This is a genomic window from Caballeronia sp. ATUFL_F2_KS9A (genome assembly GCF_023630765.1).
GTDB classification, from domain to species: domain Bacteria; phylum Pseudomonadota; class Gammaproteobacteria; order Burkholderiales; family Burkholderiaceae; genus Caballeronia; species Caballeronia zhejiangensis.
In genome coordinates this window covers 101,430-118,318 of the sequence record NZ_JALQEK010000036.1, presented here as the reverse complement: position 1 = coordinate 118,318, position 16,889 = coordinate 101,430, and the positions used below count along the sequence as shown (strand labels likewise).

The following is a 16,889-nucleotide window of genomic DNA, read 5'->3' as shown; positions in this document are numbered from 1 at the left end:
GGTGACGGCTATAAGGTGGTGGCGCGTTCTTGTCGCGCGGGCATGTTGCAGTGCGGAATCGCGGGCGGCGCGTCTGACTTCTTTTCGTCATGAAAGCGCGCAGCTCAACGCGCGTGTCAGTCTAGCAGCGTCTCGCGAGCTTGGCAGCGAAGGTGTGTCAAGTCGTCCGTTCGGGGAATGGCGGGCGGCGGCCGGGTGTTGGAGCATTTGACAACACACTATGGCGTTGTCAGAGTGTCCAACAGAAAAGCTCCGCTCGTCCTGGGTGCGCGAGAGGAGCTGCCTTCCGGTGGTTTCGTCGAACTAACGATATGGCATGTCCCTGAGCCTGCTCCGGGATGCACACATTCATATAAATACAGGCTTGCGTATGTCGTCGCTGGCGAGTGCGTGCTGCGTTACGACAACGAGCGAGGCAAAGGCGATCACCGTCACTTCGCGAACGTCGAGACACTTTATGAATTTACGTCGGTCGAGCAGTTATGCGCCGACTTCTTCACGAATGTGCAAGTCTGGAACAGATGGAGGTCAAGATGATGAAGACCGTCACGATCGGCATCGCGTCGCTGGAAGAGTTCAGCGAGCGCGTTCTTGCCACGGTCAAGAGCGGCAAGTTCCCAGGAAGGTTCTTCTCCTACGCCACGCCCGAACTCCTCTTCCGCACCTTCACCACGCCCCGCTGGCAAATCATCCGCGCGATGACCGGCGCCGGCCCGATGTCGATCCGCGCGCTGTCGCGCCGGCTCGAACGCGACGTGAAAGGCGTGCATCGCGACGTGCAAGCGCTTCTCGAAGCCGGCTTGCTGGAACACGACGAGCACGGCGCGATCGTGTTTCCGTACGACACCGTGCGCGTCAACTTCACCTTGAAAGCGGCCGATCTCGCGCCGCCCGCCGCGCAGCACAAATCCGCCGACACCGCCATCGGCGAAGATTGCGCACCGTCGCCGCGCAGCCCGCGTCGGCGAGCGGCGCCACGAAAGCGCGAGCAGCGTCCGGCGGGAAACCGCTGAGCCGCGGAATTCAGCTCCAGTCGTCCATGTCGTGCTTGATCGTGTGGCGATTCGCGATGAGTTCCTCCACGCTCGGCTCGTTGCTCATGGCGCGCTGAATGGCGAGCTTGGTCGCTTCGTAATTCGTGCGGTACATGTCCTTCTTGTCGATGTTCGCGTCCGTCGCGCAACGCGGATCGATCCACACCAGACTGATGATGCACAAATCGTTCGCCTGATCCTTCGGCAGGATGCCTTCTATCAGGCAATCGACGACCGCATCGGCGGTTGCGGACTGCACCACGCCGCCGAACAGATCGATGTTCGCCATGTCCTTCAGCGTCACTTTCGGCACGATCATCGTCGCCGGGCGCACCATCTGATTGCACGCGCGTATCGCGAACATCGCCGTGTGTCCTTTCGATTGCGCCATCATGTTGGCGAACGCGTGGCCGACCGGCCCGTCGACGCGGCCGATGAGAATTTCGGGCATCGCGTCGGTCGCTTGTCCCGGCGCCGCCAGCACGGTTGCTTCGCCTGCGCGGAAGGTCAGATCCAGACTCATGAGCACTCTCCTTTCAGGGCTGAACGATGGTTCGATAGTCCGAAGGAAGAACCGTTTGCAAGGACGATGCCATCCGCGTGATGCCAGGCGCGCCGGCAATCCAGGCAACGAGGCGGCGAACAGTCTGCGCCCGCCGCGTGACACACTGTGCGAGACGGCGTTTTCCCTGTCCTCCCTGTTTCGGGTGGGGGTGCGGTTCGTCACGCGCACTTAACGTGGCGACGTGCAGCTTGCACTCCGCGCGAGCGCGCGCGGCGAAACCTACAACGCACCCCGCGGCCCGAACGGGCGCCGCATTTTTGAGCCGATCCGACCCATGAACTCACTCGACGGTTACAGGCCACGCGCGGCGTGGTTGACGACGCTGATGCTGACGGCGCTTGCCCTCATCAATTTCCTCGACAAGATCGTGCTCGGCATGGTGGCCGTGCCGCTGATGCGCGATCTGAACCTGTCGCCGGCGCAATTCGGCGTCGTCGCGGGAAGCTTCTTCTGGCTGTTCGCCGTATCGACGGTGCTGGTCGGCTTTCTGTCGAACCGCATCCAGACCCGCTGGCTGCTGCTCGCGATGGGCGTCATGTGGGCCGTGCTGCAGATTCCGCAGGCGCTCTTCAGCAGCATGGCCGCGTTTCTCCTGAGCCGCATGGTGCTCGGCGCGGCGGAAGGCCCGTTCTATCCCGTTTCCGTACACGCGCTCTACAAATGGTTTCCCGACGAAAAGCGCAACATGCCGGTCGCCTTGCTCAATCAGGGCGCGATGGTCGGCCTGCTGCTCGCGGGCCTGCTCATTCCGGTGATCACGCATCACTGGGGCTGGCGCATGAACTTCATCCTGCTCGGCATCGTCGGCGCGTTGTGGAGCGTCGTGTGGCTGTTCGTCGGACGCGAGGGCAATCTTGCGCGGCGTCCGCGCGGCAACGCCAGTGCCGACGCCGCGCCTCAGAAAGTGCCGTATCGCAAGCTCCTGAGCAATCCGACCGTCCTCAGCGTGTTCATGCTCGGTTTCGCCGCTTACTGGATGCTCGGCGCCAACACGACCTGGCTGATGAGTTACCTCGAAAAAGCGCTCGGCTTCTCCGGCATCGCGTCCGGACGCTGCTTCGCGCTCGTGATCGCCACCGCGGCGCCGTTCAGCCTCGGGCTCAGTTGGCTGTCGCAGCGCATGCTCGCTCGCGGGGCGTCGTCTCGCAGCGCACGCGTGCGTTTGCTGTGCGCCGCGTTCGCGATATCCGCGTGCCTTTTCTTCGCGCTGATGCTGCCGGGCCTCAGCTCCGCGCAGAAGGTCGCCGTGTTCGCGGTGGCCGGCGCGCTGCCGGCCGTGTGTTTCGCGCTCGCGCCCGCCGTGCTGTCCGAAGTCGTGCCGGATGCGCAGCGCGGCGCGCTCATCGGCATCCACACCGCGCTCGCGAGCACGGGCGCGGCGATCGCGCCGATGGTCATCGGCCGCATCGTGCAGGCGCACGGCAGCACGAGTGCCCACGCCTACGAACTGGGCTTCGCGACGACCGCCGCCATGCTGATCGTCGCCACGCTCATCGCGCTGCGCTGGATGCATCCGGATCGCGCGCCGCGCGCTTCGACCGAGCCGGTCGCGACGAGCGCCGCCTGAGCGCGGCTAGCGCGACACCTTCGCCTTGTACGCGAAGCGGTCGCCGCGAAACAGCAGTTCGGCGCAGCACAGCGCCTTGCCCTGAATGTCGAAAGGCGTGCACCGGACGCGCAGAAGCGGCGCGCCCGGATCCACCTTCAGCCGCCGCGCGTGCTCTTTCGTGGCGGCGATCGCGGCGCTCTCGGTTTCCAGGTGCTTCAGCCGATAACCGAGGCGTTCTTCGAGAATGCTCGTGACGTCGTTCGTTTCTAGGTCTTCGGCGACGAGTGCGTCCATGAGCGCCGGGTCGGCCATCACCATGAACATGGCGACGGGCGCGGCGTCCCACAGACGCAAGGTCGTCGCGCAGACGAGCGTGTCGCCTTCGCTTAAGCCGAGCGCTTCCATCGCGAACGGCGGCGGCGTGATCGTCCGCACCGACAGCAGTTCGCCGTTGCCCGTCTGGCCGCGCTTGCGCGCCGCTTCGTAGAAACCGGTCAGTTGTCCGAGATCCGAGCGCTCCGACGGACGCGTGACGAAACTTCCCTTCCCGTTGATCTTCTCGATCAACCCGCTCGCATGCAGCCCGGCGAGCGCCTGCCGGATCGTGATGCGGCTCGCGCCATATTGTTCGACGAGTTCCGCTTCCGACGGCAGCTTGACGCCCGGCGCGAGATCGTTGGCGATGATCTGCTGCCGCAACGCTTCTTCGATCTGCCTGAAACGAGTTTGTGTCATGGCGCCCTTTTTATCTTGTCCGGTGGATCGAAACACTGACGGCGATTGTAGCTGTCATGACAGGCTACGGGTTTTAACCGGTACACCTGTTATGACAGGTTGTGCGACCATGCTCGCGAGCATCGCGGCTCGGGCGCCTGTTTTGGCGACGCCGCATCAACGGGGAGATCGACATGCAGCAAGCCGGTTCGACCATCGAAGCACGCACTTCCGATTCGGCTCCAGGCGAAATCTGGCCGTTCACCGTCACGCAGGCCACGCCCGCGATCGGCGCTTACGTGAGCGACATCGACCTGCGCCAGCCGCTCGACGAGCCGACGTATCTCGCGCTGCGCCGCGCGCTGATCCGCTACAAGGTGCTGTTCTTCCGCGATCAGGACATTACGCCCGCGCAGCACGTCGCGCTCGGGCAGCGGTTCGGCAAGCTGGAAGTGCATCCCGTCATCGCGCATCATCCCGATCATCCGGAGCTCGTCGTCTTCGACAAGTCCGACAAGAAGCGCGGCCGCGAAAACATCTACCACAGCGATGTTTCGTGGCGCGAAGTGCCGTCGATGGGCTCGATCCTGCGTTGCGTCGAATGTCCGCCAACCGGCGGCGACACCATCTGGGTGAACATGGCGCTCGCCTACGAGAACCTGCCCGCCGAAGTCAAAGCGCGTCTCGAGGGCCTCATCGCCGTGCACGATCTGATGCCGCTCTTCGGCTCGATGCTGCCGCCCGAACAGCGCATCACCGTGCGCGCGCAAAACCCGGCCGTCACGCATCCGGTGGTCCGCACGCATCCCGAATCCGGCGAGAAGCTGCTCTTCGTCAACGAGGCATTCACGACGCATTTCTCCAACTACGCGGAGATTGCGGGCTATCGCTTCGGCTTCGATCTCAAGCTGGCCGAAATGGACCTCCTTCAGTATCTGTTCCGGCAAGCGGCCGCGCCGGAATATCAAGCGCGCCTGAAATGGGAGCCGCACACGATCGCGTTCTGGGACAACCGCGCCACGCAGCACTATGCCGTTCAGGACTACTATCCCGCCGTGCGCCGCATGATGCGCGCGACGATCATCGGTGAGCGCCCGGTCTGAGCGCGTCATCACGCAATGGAGAAACCGTGAAAGAGTTGAACAAGTTCTATATCGGCGGACGTTGGGTCGAGCCGGCCGCCGGCGCGCATTTCGCCGACATCGTCAATCCCGCGACGGAAGACGTCATCGGCCGCGTGGCGATGGGCACGAGCGCCGACGTCGACGCCGCGGTCGCAGCGGCGCGCGCCGCGTTTCCCGCGTGGTCGCGCACGAGCGTCGCGACGCGCGCGGCGTTGCTGAGCCGCGTCATGACGCTGTACAAGGAACGCATGGGCGCGCTCGCCGACGCGATCACCACGGAAATGGGCGCGCCCGCATGGCTCGCGCGCGAGAAGCAGGCGCCCGCCGGACTCGGCCAGTTTCACGGCACGCTGACCGCGCTGCAGGACTTCCCGTTCGTCGCCACGCGCGGACGCACGCAGATCGTGCGCGAGGCGATCGGCGTGGCGGCGCTCATCACGCCGTGGAACTGGCCGCTCAATCAGATCGCGGCGAAAGTCGCGCCCGCGCTTGCGGCGGGCTGCACCATCGTGTTGAAGCCATCGGAAATCACGCCGCTCGACGCCGAACTTTTCGCGCAGATTCTCCACGACGCGGGCGTGCCAGCCGGCGTGTTCAACATGATTTACGGCGATGGCGCCGACATCGGCGGGGCGCTCGCGAGCCATCGCGGTGTCGATATGGTGTCGATCACCGGATCGACGCGGGCGGGTGTCGATGTCGCGATGAAAGCGGCGCCGACCGTGAAGCGCGTCACGCAGGAGCTGGGCGGCAAGTCGCCGAACCTGATCCTCGACGACGCCGATCTGAAGAGCGCCGTATCGAACGGCGTGATCTTCTGCATGCTCAACTCCGGCCAGACGTGCATCGCGCCGACGCGCATGCTGGTGCCGAAGCGTCTGCACGACCACGCCGTTGCAATCGCTGCCGCGACCGCGAACGCGCTGACGGTCGGCGATCCGGCGCATCCCGATACCAAACTCGGCCCGATCTCGAATCGGCGTCAGTACGAGCGCGTGCAGCAGATGATCCAGCGCGGCATCGACGAAGGCGCGACGCTCGCAGCCGGCGGCCCCGGCCGGCCCGATACGCTCACGCGCGGCTTCTACGCGCGCCCGACCGTGTTCGCCAACGTGCGCAACGACATGAGCATTGCGCGCGAGGAAATTTTCGGTCCGGTCGTCGTGATGATTCCGTATTCGAGCGAAGACGAAGCCATCGACATCGCCAACGATACCGACTTCGGTCTCGCCGCCTACGTGTCGTCATCCGACGCGGCGCGCGCGCGTCGCGTCGCGGATCATCTGCGCGCGGGGGCGGTGATGCTCAACGGCGCGACGCTCGACCTGAACGCGCCTTTCGGCGGCTACAAGACATCCGGCAACGGTCGCGAGTTCGGCGAGCACGGTTTGTCCGAGTTCCTCGAAACGAAGTCGATCGCCGGCTGCGCGTAATGCAAACGCCCCGCGTCGGCGCAAACCGGCGCGGGGCCATGAAGGAACGTTCAAGCGCTATCAGAATGTCGAGAGCGTCAGCGTGTTGCGCACCGTTTTCACGCCCGGCACGCCCTGCGCCACGCGCGTCGCCTGCTCGATCTGCGCGACTTCCGGAACCCAGCCTTCGAGCAGCACGTCGCCGTCGGTGGCGCGCACAGTGATGCCGGCCGCGCGCATTCCCTTTGCGTCGGCGAGCGCGGTGAGGATCTTCCGGCGCAGCGCGCGATCCGCCGCTTTCGACGAAGTCTTGCCGCCAGTCGCCGCTGATGCCATCGCCGGCGCGGACGCGCTCACGGGCGCCGACGCGCCGCTCTGCGCGTTGCCATAAAACGATGCGCTGACGGCGGCGACGCCGATCATCAGCTTTGCAGTTCGAAGTAATTTCATAGTGTGATTTGCCGCCATGTTTGTTGTAACGATGCTCGATGCGATGAATGCCGAACGGCGCACTCCGCCGCGCCCGCAGGTTCGGACGAAGCGCGCCCGCTGTCAATCAGAAGCGATGCGACATGCCGACGCCGACGAGCGTCTGATTTTCGCCTGCGGTCGTCGTGTAGCCGGGCCAGGCGGTCGTCGCGAGGCCGTTGTTCTTCATGAAGCCCGCGCGCGCATAAAGGGTCGTGCGCTTCGAGAGGCTATGATCCGCGCCGACCTGCACGCCCCAGGTGTTGTCATGCACGCCGCGCGCGAGGCGCTGAAAGCCGGCGATTTCGATGGCGTCGGCGGGCGTCGCCTGAATCGTCGCGCCGATTTCCGCGACGCTGAACGGATGCGCCGCGTTCAGCCGCGCCGCGACGGAACCCGCGGCCGGATTCTCCGGCTTGTGATACGTGTAGTTGGCCTGCAGATTCACGATGCCGATGCGATACGCGAGCGCCGCCGTGTAATGCTCGACGGACACCGTGTTCACCGCAGCCGGCAATCCCGGCAAGGTCTTCGATCCGGGATGCTGGAACTGATACGACACGCCTGCGTACAGCCCGTAACCGGAGTACGTGGCGGCCACATCGAGCATGTTGCCCGTGCTCTGCGGATACGGCTGCGTCACGGACGCCGCGAGCGCATACATGCCCCAAAGCTGGAATCCGCTGAGATTCGGCGACTTGTAGACGATCGCATTGCTCGAACGGCCGCCGCCCGTCTGCGTGGCGATCGTGTTTCGGTCGATGGAATTCGCCGATGCCGCGAGCGGCGAGAGCACTTCGTTCGCGCGAAACGGATCGGTCGGATACAGCGACCAGAACGTCGGCTGATACTGCCGGCCGAACGTCAGCGAGCCGTACTTTTCGTGCGACAGGCCGACCCACGCCTGACGATAGAACATCACCGAGGAATCGGCGAAAGCGGTGCCGTTGTTGATGTTGAAGCCGCTCTCCAGCGTGAACACGGCCTTCAGGCCGCTGCCGAGATCTTCGCTGCCCTTCAGGCCGACCATCGAACCGCTGTTGCCGCCGCTTCGCATCGACCAAGAATGCTGGCCGCCGTTGTCGTACCACTGAAAGAATGCGTCCGCGACGCCGTAAAGCGTGACGCTGGACTGGGCCGCCGCGCCGCTCGCCACGACCGCAAGGGCCGCACCGGCAACGCTCTTCCTGACGATACACATAGCTGTCTCCTCGTTATGGGTTTTTGGTCTCCCCGGCGCGTTTGTCCGATGCACGCGACGCACGCCGACGCCCCTCCGATCCCGTCCGATTCAGTGTTGCAGGGCGTCTTCCCGTCACCACTACCCGAATCGAGTAGGCGCGGGAATACCCCAGTTCGTTCGTCGAGCGAACCATTGCCGTACTCCGATAGTTCCCGCGCCGGACTACGCGTGTTCCCTAGCGGGCACGGCGCGTCGTGAACGCTAGAATCGCCGGCATCGGAGTTTTGTCCCACCTTGAAAGACGCAGGTGCTTGATGACTGAAACGATCCTCCTTCGCTATCCGAATCATTCCGATGACGACACCGCGCGGGCATCCGCGTCCGATCCGGCCTGCGCATCGCCGCGCATATCGACGCGCATCGTGGGCCGCGAGCGGCTCGTCGCGCAGCTCGTCGAAGCCCGGCGCAAGCGCTGCATCGTGATGCAAGGCCCGGCGGGCTACGGCAAGACGACCGCGCTCATCGCGTGGCGCGAGGCGCTTTATCCGCTCGCGTTTCAGGTCGCGTGGCTCACGCTGTCCGATGAAACCGACGACCTCGCCCGGTTCCTCGACGCACTGGCCGCGAGCCTCGCGCAAGTCGATCCGTCGATCGCCGGCGACGCCGCCCTGCTCGGCGGCCGCGGCCTCGACGACGAAGCGGTCGAACGCACGATCATCGCGCTGGTGCGCGGCATCGCGGGCCGTCAGGGCGATCTCGTGCTCGTGCTCGACGATCTGCATCGGCTGACGGATCGGCGCTGTCATCAATCGCTGCAATGGCTGCTCGATTACGCGCCGCCGAATCTGCATGTCGCGATCGCGTCGCGCGGCGCGATTCCGCTGTCCGTCGGCCGCATTCGCGACGAAGGTCTGCTGCTCGAACTCGACATGCGCGATCTGCGCTTTTCGATGGCGGAATCGTTCGCGTTTCTCAAATCGCAGCTTCGCGACATCGCCCCGCGCGACGCGCGCCGCATGCACGAAATGACCGATGGCTGGATCGCCGGGCTGCAGCTGATGGTGGTCGGCGCGAAGCGCGGGAACGTCGCGCCGAAGCAGCTCGCGCTCGATGAAGCGTTCGCGGACGCTCCGCTGCTCGACATCCACACGTTCGCGGAGTATTTCGGACGCGAAGTGCTGTCGCGGCTCGCCGCGAGCGAATGCGAGCTGCTCATGCGGATGGCCGTGTGCGAGCGGCTCTGCGCGCCCTTGTGCGTCGCGCTGATCGGCCGCGCGGATCATCCCGACAGCGTGCTCAAGCTGCTCGCCCGTCTGGAAAGCGACAATCTCTTTCTCGCGCCCGCCGGTCAGGATGCACGCAATGTGTGGTATCGCCTGAATCCGCTTTTTCGCGAGACCTTGCTGGAGCGTTTTCGCGCACGCAGCGAGGCGCAGCAGCGGCAAGTGCATCACACGGCATGGCAGTGGTTCCGCGAGCACGATTACGCCGATGAAGCCGTGCGTCACGCCGTGCTCGCCGGCGAACCCGCCGCCGCCGCCGATCTCGTCGCGCAGATCGCGCGCGCCCTGCAGCCGCGCGGCGAACTGCGCCGGATCGTCGCGCTGATGCGTCTCTTGCCGCAAGCCGAGATTCAGGCGCGCGTCGGGCTGCGGCTCTGGATGATCCATCTGCATCTCTACAATCGCGAGTTCGACGCTTGCGCGAGCGAGATCGAACGGCTGCGCGCCGATCTCGCGCACGACGACACGCACTCGCGCTATCGCGTAACGCTGCTGGAAGCCGCGCTCGCGGTCCAGCGCGACGATCTCGACGCCGCCTGCACACTGCTGCCGCAGCTGCGCACGCTGCCGGACGACGCGCAAGGCATCACCATCGGCGCGCACAACAATCTGCTGACCTGGGCGCATACGCTGCGCGGCGAATTCGACGAAGCGCGCCGCGCGCAGACCGACCGCGCGCCCGTGCTCGCGGACGGCACGCCGCTCATGAGCACGTCGGCGGGCGTGCTGAGCGGGCGCGCGCTCGTGGGTTTCGGTCATCTGCTGGAAGGCGATCTGCTGCGCACCGAGCGCGTGTGCCGCGACGTGCTCCACGAGGCCGAACCGCGTGGCAGCGCCGCGGCGGAGGCGTCCGCGCTCGCCGCCGCGCTGCTCGGCGAAGTGCTCTACGAATCCGGCGATGCCGATCAGGCGTGCAAGCTGCTCGAAGAACGTCTCGACGTCATCGAGCGCGTGTCGTTTCCGGATGCGGTGACGAGCGTGCTCACGGTGCTGTCGTCATCGCGCTGGCTCGCGGGTCATCGGCTCGATGCGATCGCGTGTCTCGATCGGCTCGAGGATTACGCCGCGAAGCACGATCTGCGGCGCGCGCTCGCGCATTGCGTCGCGCAGCGCGTCCGGCGCGACTTGCAGGGCGGCCAGTTCGACGCCGCGCACGCGGGCCTCGCGCGGCTCGACGAACTGACCGCGCGCGCCGGCTCGCTCGCGCACGCGGCCGATTTCCGCTTCGTCGCGCAGCAGGCGCACATCGACTGGCGCATGGCGCACGAGGATCACGACGCGGCGGCGCATGCGCTCGCGCCGCTCATCGAACTGTGCCGGGCGCGCGGCTGGCAGCGACGCACCGTGTCTCTGGAAGTGCGCAGGGCTGTCACGGCGCACGTTCGCGGCGACGCGGATTCGGCGCGCCAGGTCATGCTGGACGCCGTGCGCCACGGACATCGCCTGGGCCTCGTGCGCACGCTGCTCGATGCGCATCCCGCCGCGCTGGATCTGATCGGCGCCGCCGTCCGGACCGAACCGCAGGGCGCGGTGTTGCAGTTCTACGCCGATCGTCTGCGCAGCGCGCAAGCGCGCGCGACGGCGAAGCGGCCGGGCGCGCCAGGATCAGGCGTGCGCGCCGGCGAGGCGAAGGCGCCGGAAATCCTGAGCGTGCGGGAAACGAAGGTGTTGAGCCTGCTCGCGCAGGCGTTGCCGAACAAGAAGATCGCCCGGACGATGGGCATATCGCCCGAGACGGTCAAATGGCATCTGAAGAACATCTACAGCAAGCTCGGCGTGTCGAGCCGCGACGAAGCCGTCGCGCGCTCGCGGGACCTCGCGCTGAACGACGGCGCGTGATCCCGGACGCGCGCGTCTCACGCGGCGCGCGCGCGTGCCTCCGGCTCGATCGGCAGATTCGCCAGCACGTCGGCGTGAAATTCGGCATCGCCCAGACGTAGCGACGCCACCATCAGCGACTTGAAGTAATCGCCGACAGCCAGTTCCGCCGTAACGCCCATGCCGCCGTGCAACTGCACGGCCTGCTCGCCGACGAAACGCGCCGCGCGGCTCACGATCAGCTTCGCCGACGAAATCATGCGACGCCGCTCGATGACGCTCGGATGATCGATGGCCGATGCCGCCAGATGCGCCATCGACAACGCCAGTTCCTTTTGCACGGCCATGTCCGCGACGCGATGGCGCAACGCCTGAAAGCGCGCGAGCGGCTGGCCGAACTGCTTGCGGGTGCTCAGATATTCGGCCGTCATCTCGACGAGGCGTTCCAGCGCGCCCGCGCTCGCCGCGCACTGCGCCGCGATGCCGAGTTCGAGTGCGCTTTCGAGCATCGCTTCGCCGCGCGCGGCATCGCCGATGAGCGCGCTTTTCGGCACGCGCACCGCCTTCAGCGTGACTTGCGCATCGTGCGTGCCGTCGAGCGTCGGATAGGCGCGAATCGTCACGCCGGCAGCCGACGACGGCACGACGAACAGCGACATTGCCTGCGCCGACGCGTTCCACGCCGATACGATCAGCGATTGCGCGACGGCGCCATGCCATACGTGAACTTTCTCGCCGTCGAGCAGGAAGCCGTCGTCACGCGCTTCGGCTACCGTCGACGGACGCGCGAAGTCGTAGCGGGGACACGGCTCCTGATACGCGAGCGTCACGATCTCGCGGCCTTCGGCGATCGGCGGCAGCCACGCTTCGCGTTGCGCTTCGGTGGCGTATCGCTGAATCAGCCCGGCCGCCATGACCGCGCACGGAATGAGCGGCTCTGGCAAGCACGCGCGGCCCGCTTCGAACTGAATGGCGAATGTGTCCGTGGCTTGGCCATCGAAACCGCCGTGCTCGGAGCCGATCACGAGCCCCAGCACGCCGAATTCCGCGTAGGTTCGCCACGCGTCGCGGCTGAAACCGTTCGCCTTGCGGCGCGCCTCCAGCGGATAGCGCTCTTCCGTGAAGCGCCTCAGGCTGTCCGCGAGCTGGCGCTGTTCTTCGCTGTATGAAAAGTCCATGTCCGATCTCATCCCTCGATGACCGCTTTCGCAATGATTTCCTTCTGCACCTCGTTCGTGCCGCCGTAGATGGTCGGCTTGCGCATCTCCAGATAGAAGCTGCCGATGCTCGCGCCATGACCGGGATCGGGCGTCCATCCGTCGAAGCCGTCGGCGAGCCAGTCGGGCGAGAACGGCACCGCATTCGGCCCGGCGATATCGAGTTGCAGCGCCGACAACGACTGCTGCAGTTCGGACCCGCGAATCTTGAGGATCGACGATTCCACGCCCGCGCCGCGCTGACTCGCCTGCGACGCGACGCGCATCAGCAGCATTTCGAGCGCCAGCACTTCGGCCTCGATGCACGCGATCTTCTCGCGCACGCGCACGTCGTCCGCGAGCGGCTTGCCGTGGCGGCGCTCGCGCTGCGCCAGCGCCTTCACGTAATTCAGCTCGCGTCTGCAATTGCCGATGCCCGCGATACCCGTGCGCTCGTGGCCGAGCAGGTATTTCGCGTAGGTCCAGCCGCAGTTCTCCTCGCCGACGAGGTTTTCGACGGGCACCTTTACTTCGTCGATGAAGACTTCGTTGACATCGGTGAGGCCTTCGAGCGTGCGGATCGGACGCACGGTGATGCCGGGGCTTTTCATGTCGATCAGCAGCAGCGAGATGCCGCTTTGCGGCTTCGCTTCGGGATCGGTTCGCACGAGACAGAACATCCAGTCGGCGTGCTGCGCGTAGGTCGTCCAGGTCTTTTGCCCGTTGACGATGTAATGGTCTCCGTCGCGCACCGCCCGTGTTTTCAGCGAGGCGAGATCCGAACCCGCGCCCGGTTCGGAATAGCCTTGACACCACCAGTCTTCGGCGGTCGGAATGCGCGGCAGGAAGCGCGCCTGCTGCGCCTTGCCCGCGAACTTCATCAGCACCGGGCCGATCATGTTGAGGCCGAATGGAAGCTGACGCGGCGCACCCGCGATGCCGCATTCGATATCGAACAGCAGCCGCTGCAACGCACTCCAGCCCGTGCCGCCGAACTCGGCCGGCCAGCCGGGCGCGCCCCAGCCATGCTGATACAGAATGCGCTGCCAGCGCACGAAGTCGTCGGCATCGAGGTGACGATGATTGAGCACTTTCTCTCGCAGATCCACGGGCAGGTTCTCTGCGAGAAAGCGGCGTACCTGGTCGCGGAACGCGAGATCCGCGCTTGAATAGCTGAGGTTCATGGCACTTCCTTCTGGAGGCGCCCCTTCGCGGAGCGCCTGAGTTAGCGTCGGCTGGCGGCTCAGCGCGTGCGTGAGCGCGCCGGAATTTCGTTGCGCTCGTCTTGCGTCAACACAAGATCCCAGATTTGCTGCGCGACCGGGTTCTGACGCTCCTCGTACAGATGCGCGATGAGCCCCGCCGCGCGCCCGACGAGCATGAAGCCGCGCGCGAGCAGCGGATCGAGCGACATGTCCGCGACGATCGCACCGATCGCGCCCACGGCGTTGAGCGGCAGGTTCTTGCCGTGCTCGTCGCGCAGCACGCGCTCGATCGCGAACACGAGCCGCCAGTGCTTGCCGAAATAGCCGTTGTCGCGCGATGCCTGCGCGAGCGTCGCGACGCGCGGATCGCCGTGGATGTGGATCGGATGCCCGACGCCGTAGATCGGCTGCTTCGCTTCCTTCGCGCGCCGCACGGTCTCGCGCGCGCACGCGGTGATGTCGTCCTCGCTCGCGTCGTCGCGCAATTCGCGTCCGGCCTTGATGAGCATCTCCGCCGCGTTCTGCGTCGTGCCGAGAAAGACGCTGCCCGCGCCGAGGAGCCCAGCCGCGACCGCCGCCTGCATCGCCTCGGGCGCGCCGAGATACGTGAGACGCGCGCTCATCGCGGAAGGCGTCAGGCCGTGATCGCACGCCGTCACGAGAATGAGATTGACCATGCGCTTTTCGCGCTCGTCGGGCACGCGGTTCAGGATCGTCAACATCATCGTTTCGACGAAGTCGAGTTTGCCCAGAATGTCCTTCGACAGATCCTTGCCGCGCACGGTGATCCTGTCGATCGTCGTGTAGCCGATTTCGGTGCTGACCATGCTGTCTCCTTATGAATCGTTCTGCGCGCGGCGCAGGACCATCATGCGTACGTCGCATTCGCAGACGGTCTCGCCGCGCTGATTGACCGCCACACGCCTGAAATCGACGATGCCGCGCGCCGGATTCGACGTCTCGCGCCTGTCGCTGATTTCGATGCGCGCCTTGATCGTGTCGCCGATGAGCGTCGGCTTCGGAAAGCGGATGCGCGTCTCCAGCATGCCGATCAGCGACGGCTCGAGCAGTTGATTGACCACCGTGCGCGTGTTCAGTCCCGACACGATCGACGCGACGAGCATGCCGTGCGCGATGCGCGCGCCCCACGGCGTGCTCGCGGCGTACTCGGCATCGACGTGCACGCGGTTGTAATCGGCGGAAAGCGCGGCGAAGCTCACGACGTCCGCTTCGGTCACGGTGCGGCTCGCCGTTTCGAACGAGAAGCCCGGCTCCAGGTCTTCCCAGTAGTAGCGCGCGGTGTGGAGGTCGCGCGGCGCGAGCATGTTTTCCTGGTTCATGCGCGCCTCACACGATGGCCGACATGCCGAGCACTTCGCGCCCGACGATCAGCGTCTGCACTTCGGCGGTGCCTTCGGGAATGGTGCCGCCGCTCGTGTCGCGGAATATGCGCTCCAGCGGATACTCCGTCGAATAGCCGATGCCGCCGTGCACGCCGATCGCGATCTTCGCCACTTCATGCGCCGCTTCGGCGGCATAGAGCTTCGCGATCGAGCATTCGATGCGCGCGGGCAAACCCTTCTGCAACGCGACGGCCGCCTTGTAGCCGAGCGCGCGCGCAGCTTCGGTGCGCACCATCATGTCGACGATATGCTTCTGCACGAGCTGGAACTGGCCGATCGGCTTGCCGAACTGCTTGCGCGTCTTCGCGTATTCGACGGACAGATCGAGCGCCGCCTGCGCCGCGCCGACCGCGCCCATCGCAATATTCATGCGGCCGTAGTTCAGTCCGATCGCCATCACCTTGAGGGCGCCGCCTTCCGCGCCGAGCAGGTTTTCCTTCGGAATGCGCAGATCGTTGAGAAACAGCTCGGACGTGCCCGACGCCTTCAGCACCATCTTGTCGACGAGCCGCGCCTCGACGGGCGTCTGCGACTTGTCGACCAGAAAGAGCGAGTGGCCGCCGTCGCACGTCTTGCTGTGCGTGCGCGCGAGCACGATGGCGTAATCGGCCGCGACGCCGTTCGTGATCCACAGCTTCGTGCCGTTGAGCACGTAGTGATCGCCGCGATCTTCGGCGCGCGTTTCGATGCCCGCCGGATTCGAGCCGTGATTCGGCTCGCTGAACGCGACGCACGCGCCCTTTTGCGACGCGAGCACGGGCGCGAGAAAACGCGCCTTCTGCTCGTCGTTGCCCTGATGCGAAACGAGGCGGCAGAACACGTTCGTGATATTGACGATGGTGCGCAGGGAGCCCCAGAAATAACCGCATTCCTCGAGCATCATCGCCCAGGTGACGAAATCGAGGCCCATGCCGCCGTCTTCTTCCGGCAGCAGGCCGCCGATATAGCCGAACTGGCTCACGCCCGCGAGCAGGTCGAGCGGAATGCGCCGCGCCTTCTCGCATTCGTCGATGCGCGCCACGACTTCATTGCGCATATAACGGCGGATGCTGTCGCGCAGCGCGACCTGATCCGCGTCGAAATCAAAATCCATGTGCCACCTGCGTCTTCGAATGATGGGTAAATGAATGCGCGTTCAGGACGAGAAGCGCCCGCCCGTGACGTACAGCGTGACGCCGGAGATGTAGCGCGCGCGCTCCGACGCGATGAACGCAACCGCCGACGCGATGTCGCCGGGCATGCCGAGAAAGCCGACGGGCGTTTTCGCGATCGCCGAGTCGCGCAGCGTTTCGTACGTGGGATTGGCGCGCATCAGTTCGGTCTCGACGAAGCCCGGCGCGACCGCGTTCACGGTGATGCCGAACTTCGCCTGTTCGAGCGCGAGCGCGCGCGTGAAACCGATCAGGCCAAGTTTGGCGGCGCTGTAGTTGGTTTGCCCCGGATTGCCGAACACGGAGCGCGAAGAGATGTTCACGATGCGCCCCCACTTGCGCGCCATCATGCCGGGCAACACCGCGCGGCTGCTGTGAAACGCGCCTTTCAGGATCACGTCGACGACGGAGTCCCATTCGGGCTCGGTCATCTTCGTCAGATAGCGGTCCTTGTTGAAGCCCGCGTTGTTCACGAGGATGTCGACGCCGCCGAAGGCTTCGTCCGCCGCGTTCGCGACGTGCCGCACTTCGTCCTCGCTGCATACGTCGCAGCGCACCGCGATCGCCTGCGCGCCGCTCTTTTGCAGACCGCTTGCAACTTCGTCTGCGGCGGCGGCGTCGATATCGGACACGACGATGCGCGCGCCTTCCGCCGCCAGCATGCGCGCGACTTCCGCTCCAATGCCGCGTCCGCTGCCCGTGACGAGCGCGACCTTCCCGGCGATACCCAGATCCATGACGTCTCCCTTTGATTCGATGGCTTCACCGATGCGCGTTTTCAGCG

Annotated in this window: 16 protein-coding genes; 6 read left to right on the top strand and 10 right to left on the bottom strand. The window is 65.6% G+C overall.

Annotation, left to right across the window (positions count from 1 at the left end):
• Positions 1 to 177 precede the first annotated feature (177 nt).
• Both NCS67_RS24815 and NCS67_RS24810 read left to right on the top strand, forming a co-directional pair.
• Positions 178 to 537: a toxin-antitoxin system TumE family protein gene (locus NCS67_RS24815; RefSeq protein ID WP_250437023.1), complete on the top strand. Its 360-nt coding sequence runs from the start codon at positions 178 to 180 to the stop codon at positions 535 to 537.
• Positions 534 to 1,013, top strand: coding sequence for an HVO_A0114 family putative DNA-binding protein (locus NCS67_RS24810; protein ID WP_250437022.1), 480 nt, complete (start codon positions 534 to 536; stop codon positions 1,011 to 1,013). The genes NCS67_RS24815 and NCS67_RS24810 overlap by 4 nt, the downstream gene beginning before the upstream one ends.
• Before the next feature lie 10 nt (positions 1,014 to 1,023).
• Here the strand turns inward: NCS67_RS24810 and fae are convergent, their stop codons facing one another.
• Positions 1,024 to 1,557 carry a formaldehyde-activating enzyme gene (gene fae / locus NCS67_RS24805; protein ID WP_008347352.1) on the bottom strand — a complete coding sequence of 178 codons (534 nt, stop codon included), beginning with the start codon at positions 1,555 to 1,557 and terminating at the stop codon, positions 1,024 to 1,026.
• A 316-nt stretch (positions 1,558 to 1,873) separates the two neighbouring features.
• Between fae and NCS67_RS24800 the strand changes: the two genes are divergently transcribed.
• Positions 1,874 to 3,166, top strand: a complete 1,293-nt coding sequence (locus NCS67_RS24800; protein ID WP_008347351.1) for an MFS transporter — start codon at positions 1,874 to 1,876, stop codon at positions 3,164 to 3,166.
• Positions 3,167 to 3,172: 6 nt separating this feature from the next.
• Here the strand turns inward: NCS67_RS24800 and NCS67_RS24795 are convergent, their stop codons facing one another.
• Entirely contained in the window at positions 3,173 to 3,883 is a 711-nt protein-coding gene (locus tag NCS67_RS24795) for a GntR family transcriptional regulator (RefSeq protein WP_250437021.1), read from the bottom strand.
• 173 nt (positions 3,884 to 4,056) lie between these two features.
• Here NCS67_RS24795 and NCS67_RS24790 point away from each other — a divergent pair, with 173 nt between their 5' ends.
• Together NCS67_RS24790 and NCS67_RS24785 are read left to right on the top strand one after the other, a co-directional pair.
• Positions 4,057 to 4,965 (top strand): TauD/TfdA dioxygenase family protein, encoded by a 909-nt coding sequence (locus NCS67_RS24790; protein WP_250437020.1) that lies wholly within the window; start codon positions 4,057 to 4,059, stop codon positions 4,963 to 4,965.
• A 26-nt stretch (positions 4,966 to 4,991) separates the two neighbouring features.
• The gene (locus tag NCS67_RS24785; protein WP_175982023.1) at positions 4,992 to 6,419 is read left to right on the top strand and encodes an aldehyde dehydrogenase family protein; all 1,428 of its coding nucleotides are present in this window, start codon (positions 4,992 to 4,994) and stop codon (positions 6,417 to 6,419) included.
• A 60-nt stretch (positions 6,420 to 6,479) separates the two neighbouring features.
• Here the strand turns inward: NCS67_RS24785 and NCS67_RS24780 are convergent, their stop codons facing one another.
• Positions 6,480 to 6,848, bottom strand: coding sequence for a BON domain-containing protein (locus NCS67_RS24780; RefSeq protein WP_250437019.1), 369 nt, complete (start codon positions 6,846 to 6,848; stop codon positions 6,480 to 6,482).
• Positions 6,849 to 6,954: 106 nt separating this feature from the next.
• Positions 6,955 to 8,067 carry a porin gene (locus NCS67_RS24775; protein ID WP_175982025.1) on the bottom strand — a complete coding sequence of 371 codons (1,113 nt, stop codon included), beginning with the start codon at positions 8,065 to 8,067 and terminating at the stop codon, positions 6,955 to 6,957.
• 296 nt (positions 8,068 to 8,363) lie between these two features.
• On the opposite strand from NCS67_RS24775, the gene NCS67_RS24770 reads away from it, so the two are divergent.
• The gene (locus tag NCS67_RS24770) at positions 8,364 to 11,171 is read left to right on the top strand and encodes a winged helix-turn-helix domain-containing protein (protein WP_175982027.1); all 2,808 of its coding nucleotides are present in this window, start codon (positions 8,364 to 8,366) and stop codon (positions 11,169 to 11,171) included.
• Positions 11,172 to 11,188: 17 nt separating this feature from the next.
• Here NCS67_RS24770 and NCS67_RS24765 read toward each other — a convergent pair whose 3' ends face one another.
• The 6 genes from NCS67_RS24765 to NCS67_RS24740 are packed head-to-tail and all read right to left on the bottom strand — an operon-like array spanning position 11,189 to position 16,842.
• Complete coding sequence (locus tag NCS67_RS24765) at positions 11,189 to 12,328, bottom strand: acyl-CoA dehydrogenase family protein (protein WP_250437018.1); 1,140 nt, start codon at positions 12,326 to 12,328, stop codon at positions 11,189 to 11,191.
• Between the two features lie 8 nt (positions 12,329 to 12,336).
• A complete protein-coding gene (locus tag NCS67_RS24760) occupies positions 12,337 to 13,530 on the bottom strand; it encodes an acyl-CoA dehydrogenase family protein (protein ID WP_250437017.1) in 1,194 nt (397 codons plus the stop codon).
• A gap of 59 nt (positions 13,531 to 13,589) precedes the next feature.
• A complete protein-coding gene (locus NCS67_RS24755) occupies positions 13,590 to 14,378 on the bottom strand; it encodes a citryl-CoA lyase (protein ID WP_008347332.1) in 789 nt (262 codons plus the stop codon).
• A gap of 9 nt (positions 14,379 to 14,387) precedes the next feature.
• Positions 14,388 to 14,891, bottom strand: coding sequence for a MaoC family dehydratase (locus NCS67_RS24750; protein ID WP_008347330.1), 504 nt, complete (start codon positions 14,889 to 14,891; stop codon positions 14,388 to 14,390).
• Positions 14,892 to 14,898: 7 nt separating this feature from the next.
• Positions 14,899 to 16,047: an acyl-CoA dehydrogenase family protein gene (locus NCS67_RS24745; protein WP_250437016.1), complete on the bottom strand. Its 1,149-nt coding sequence runs from the start codon at positions 16,045 to 16,047 to the stop codon at positions 14,899 to 14,901.
• Between the two features lie 42 nt (positions 16,048 to 16,089).
• Positions 16,090 to 16,842 carry an SDR family NAD(P)-dependent oxidoreductase gene (locus NCS67_RS24740; protein ID WP_033535894.1) on the bottom strand — a complete coding sequence of 251 codons (753 nt, stop codon included), beginning with the start codon at positions 16,840 to 16,842 and terminating at the stop codon, positions 16,090 to 16,092.
• Between the last annotated feature and the right edge of the window lie 47 nt (positions 16,843 to 16,889).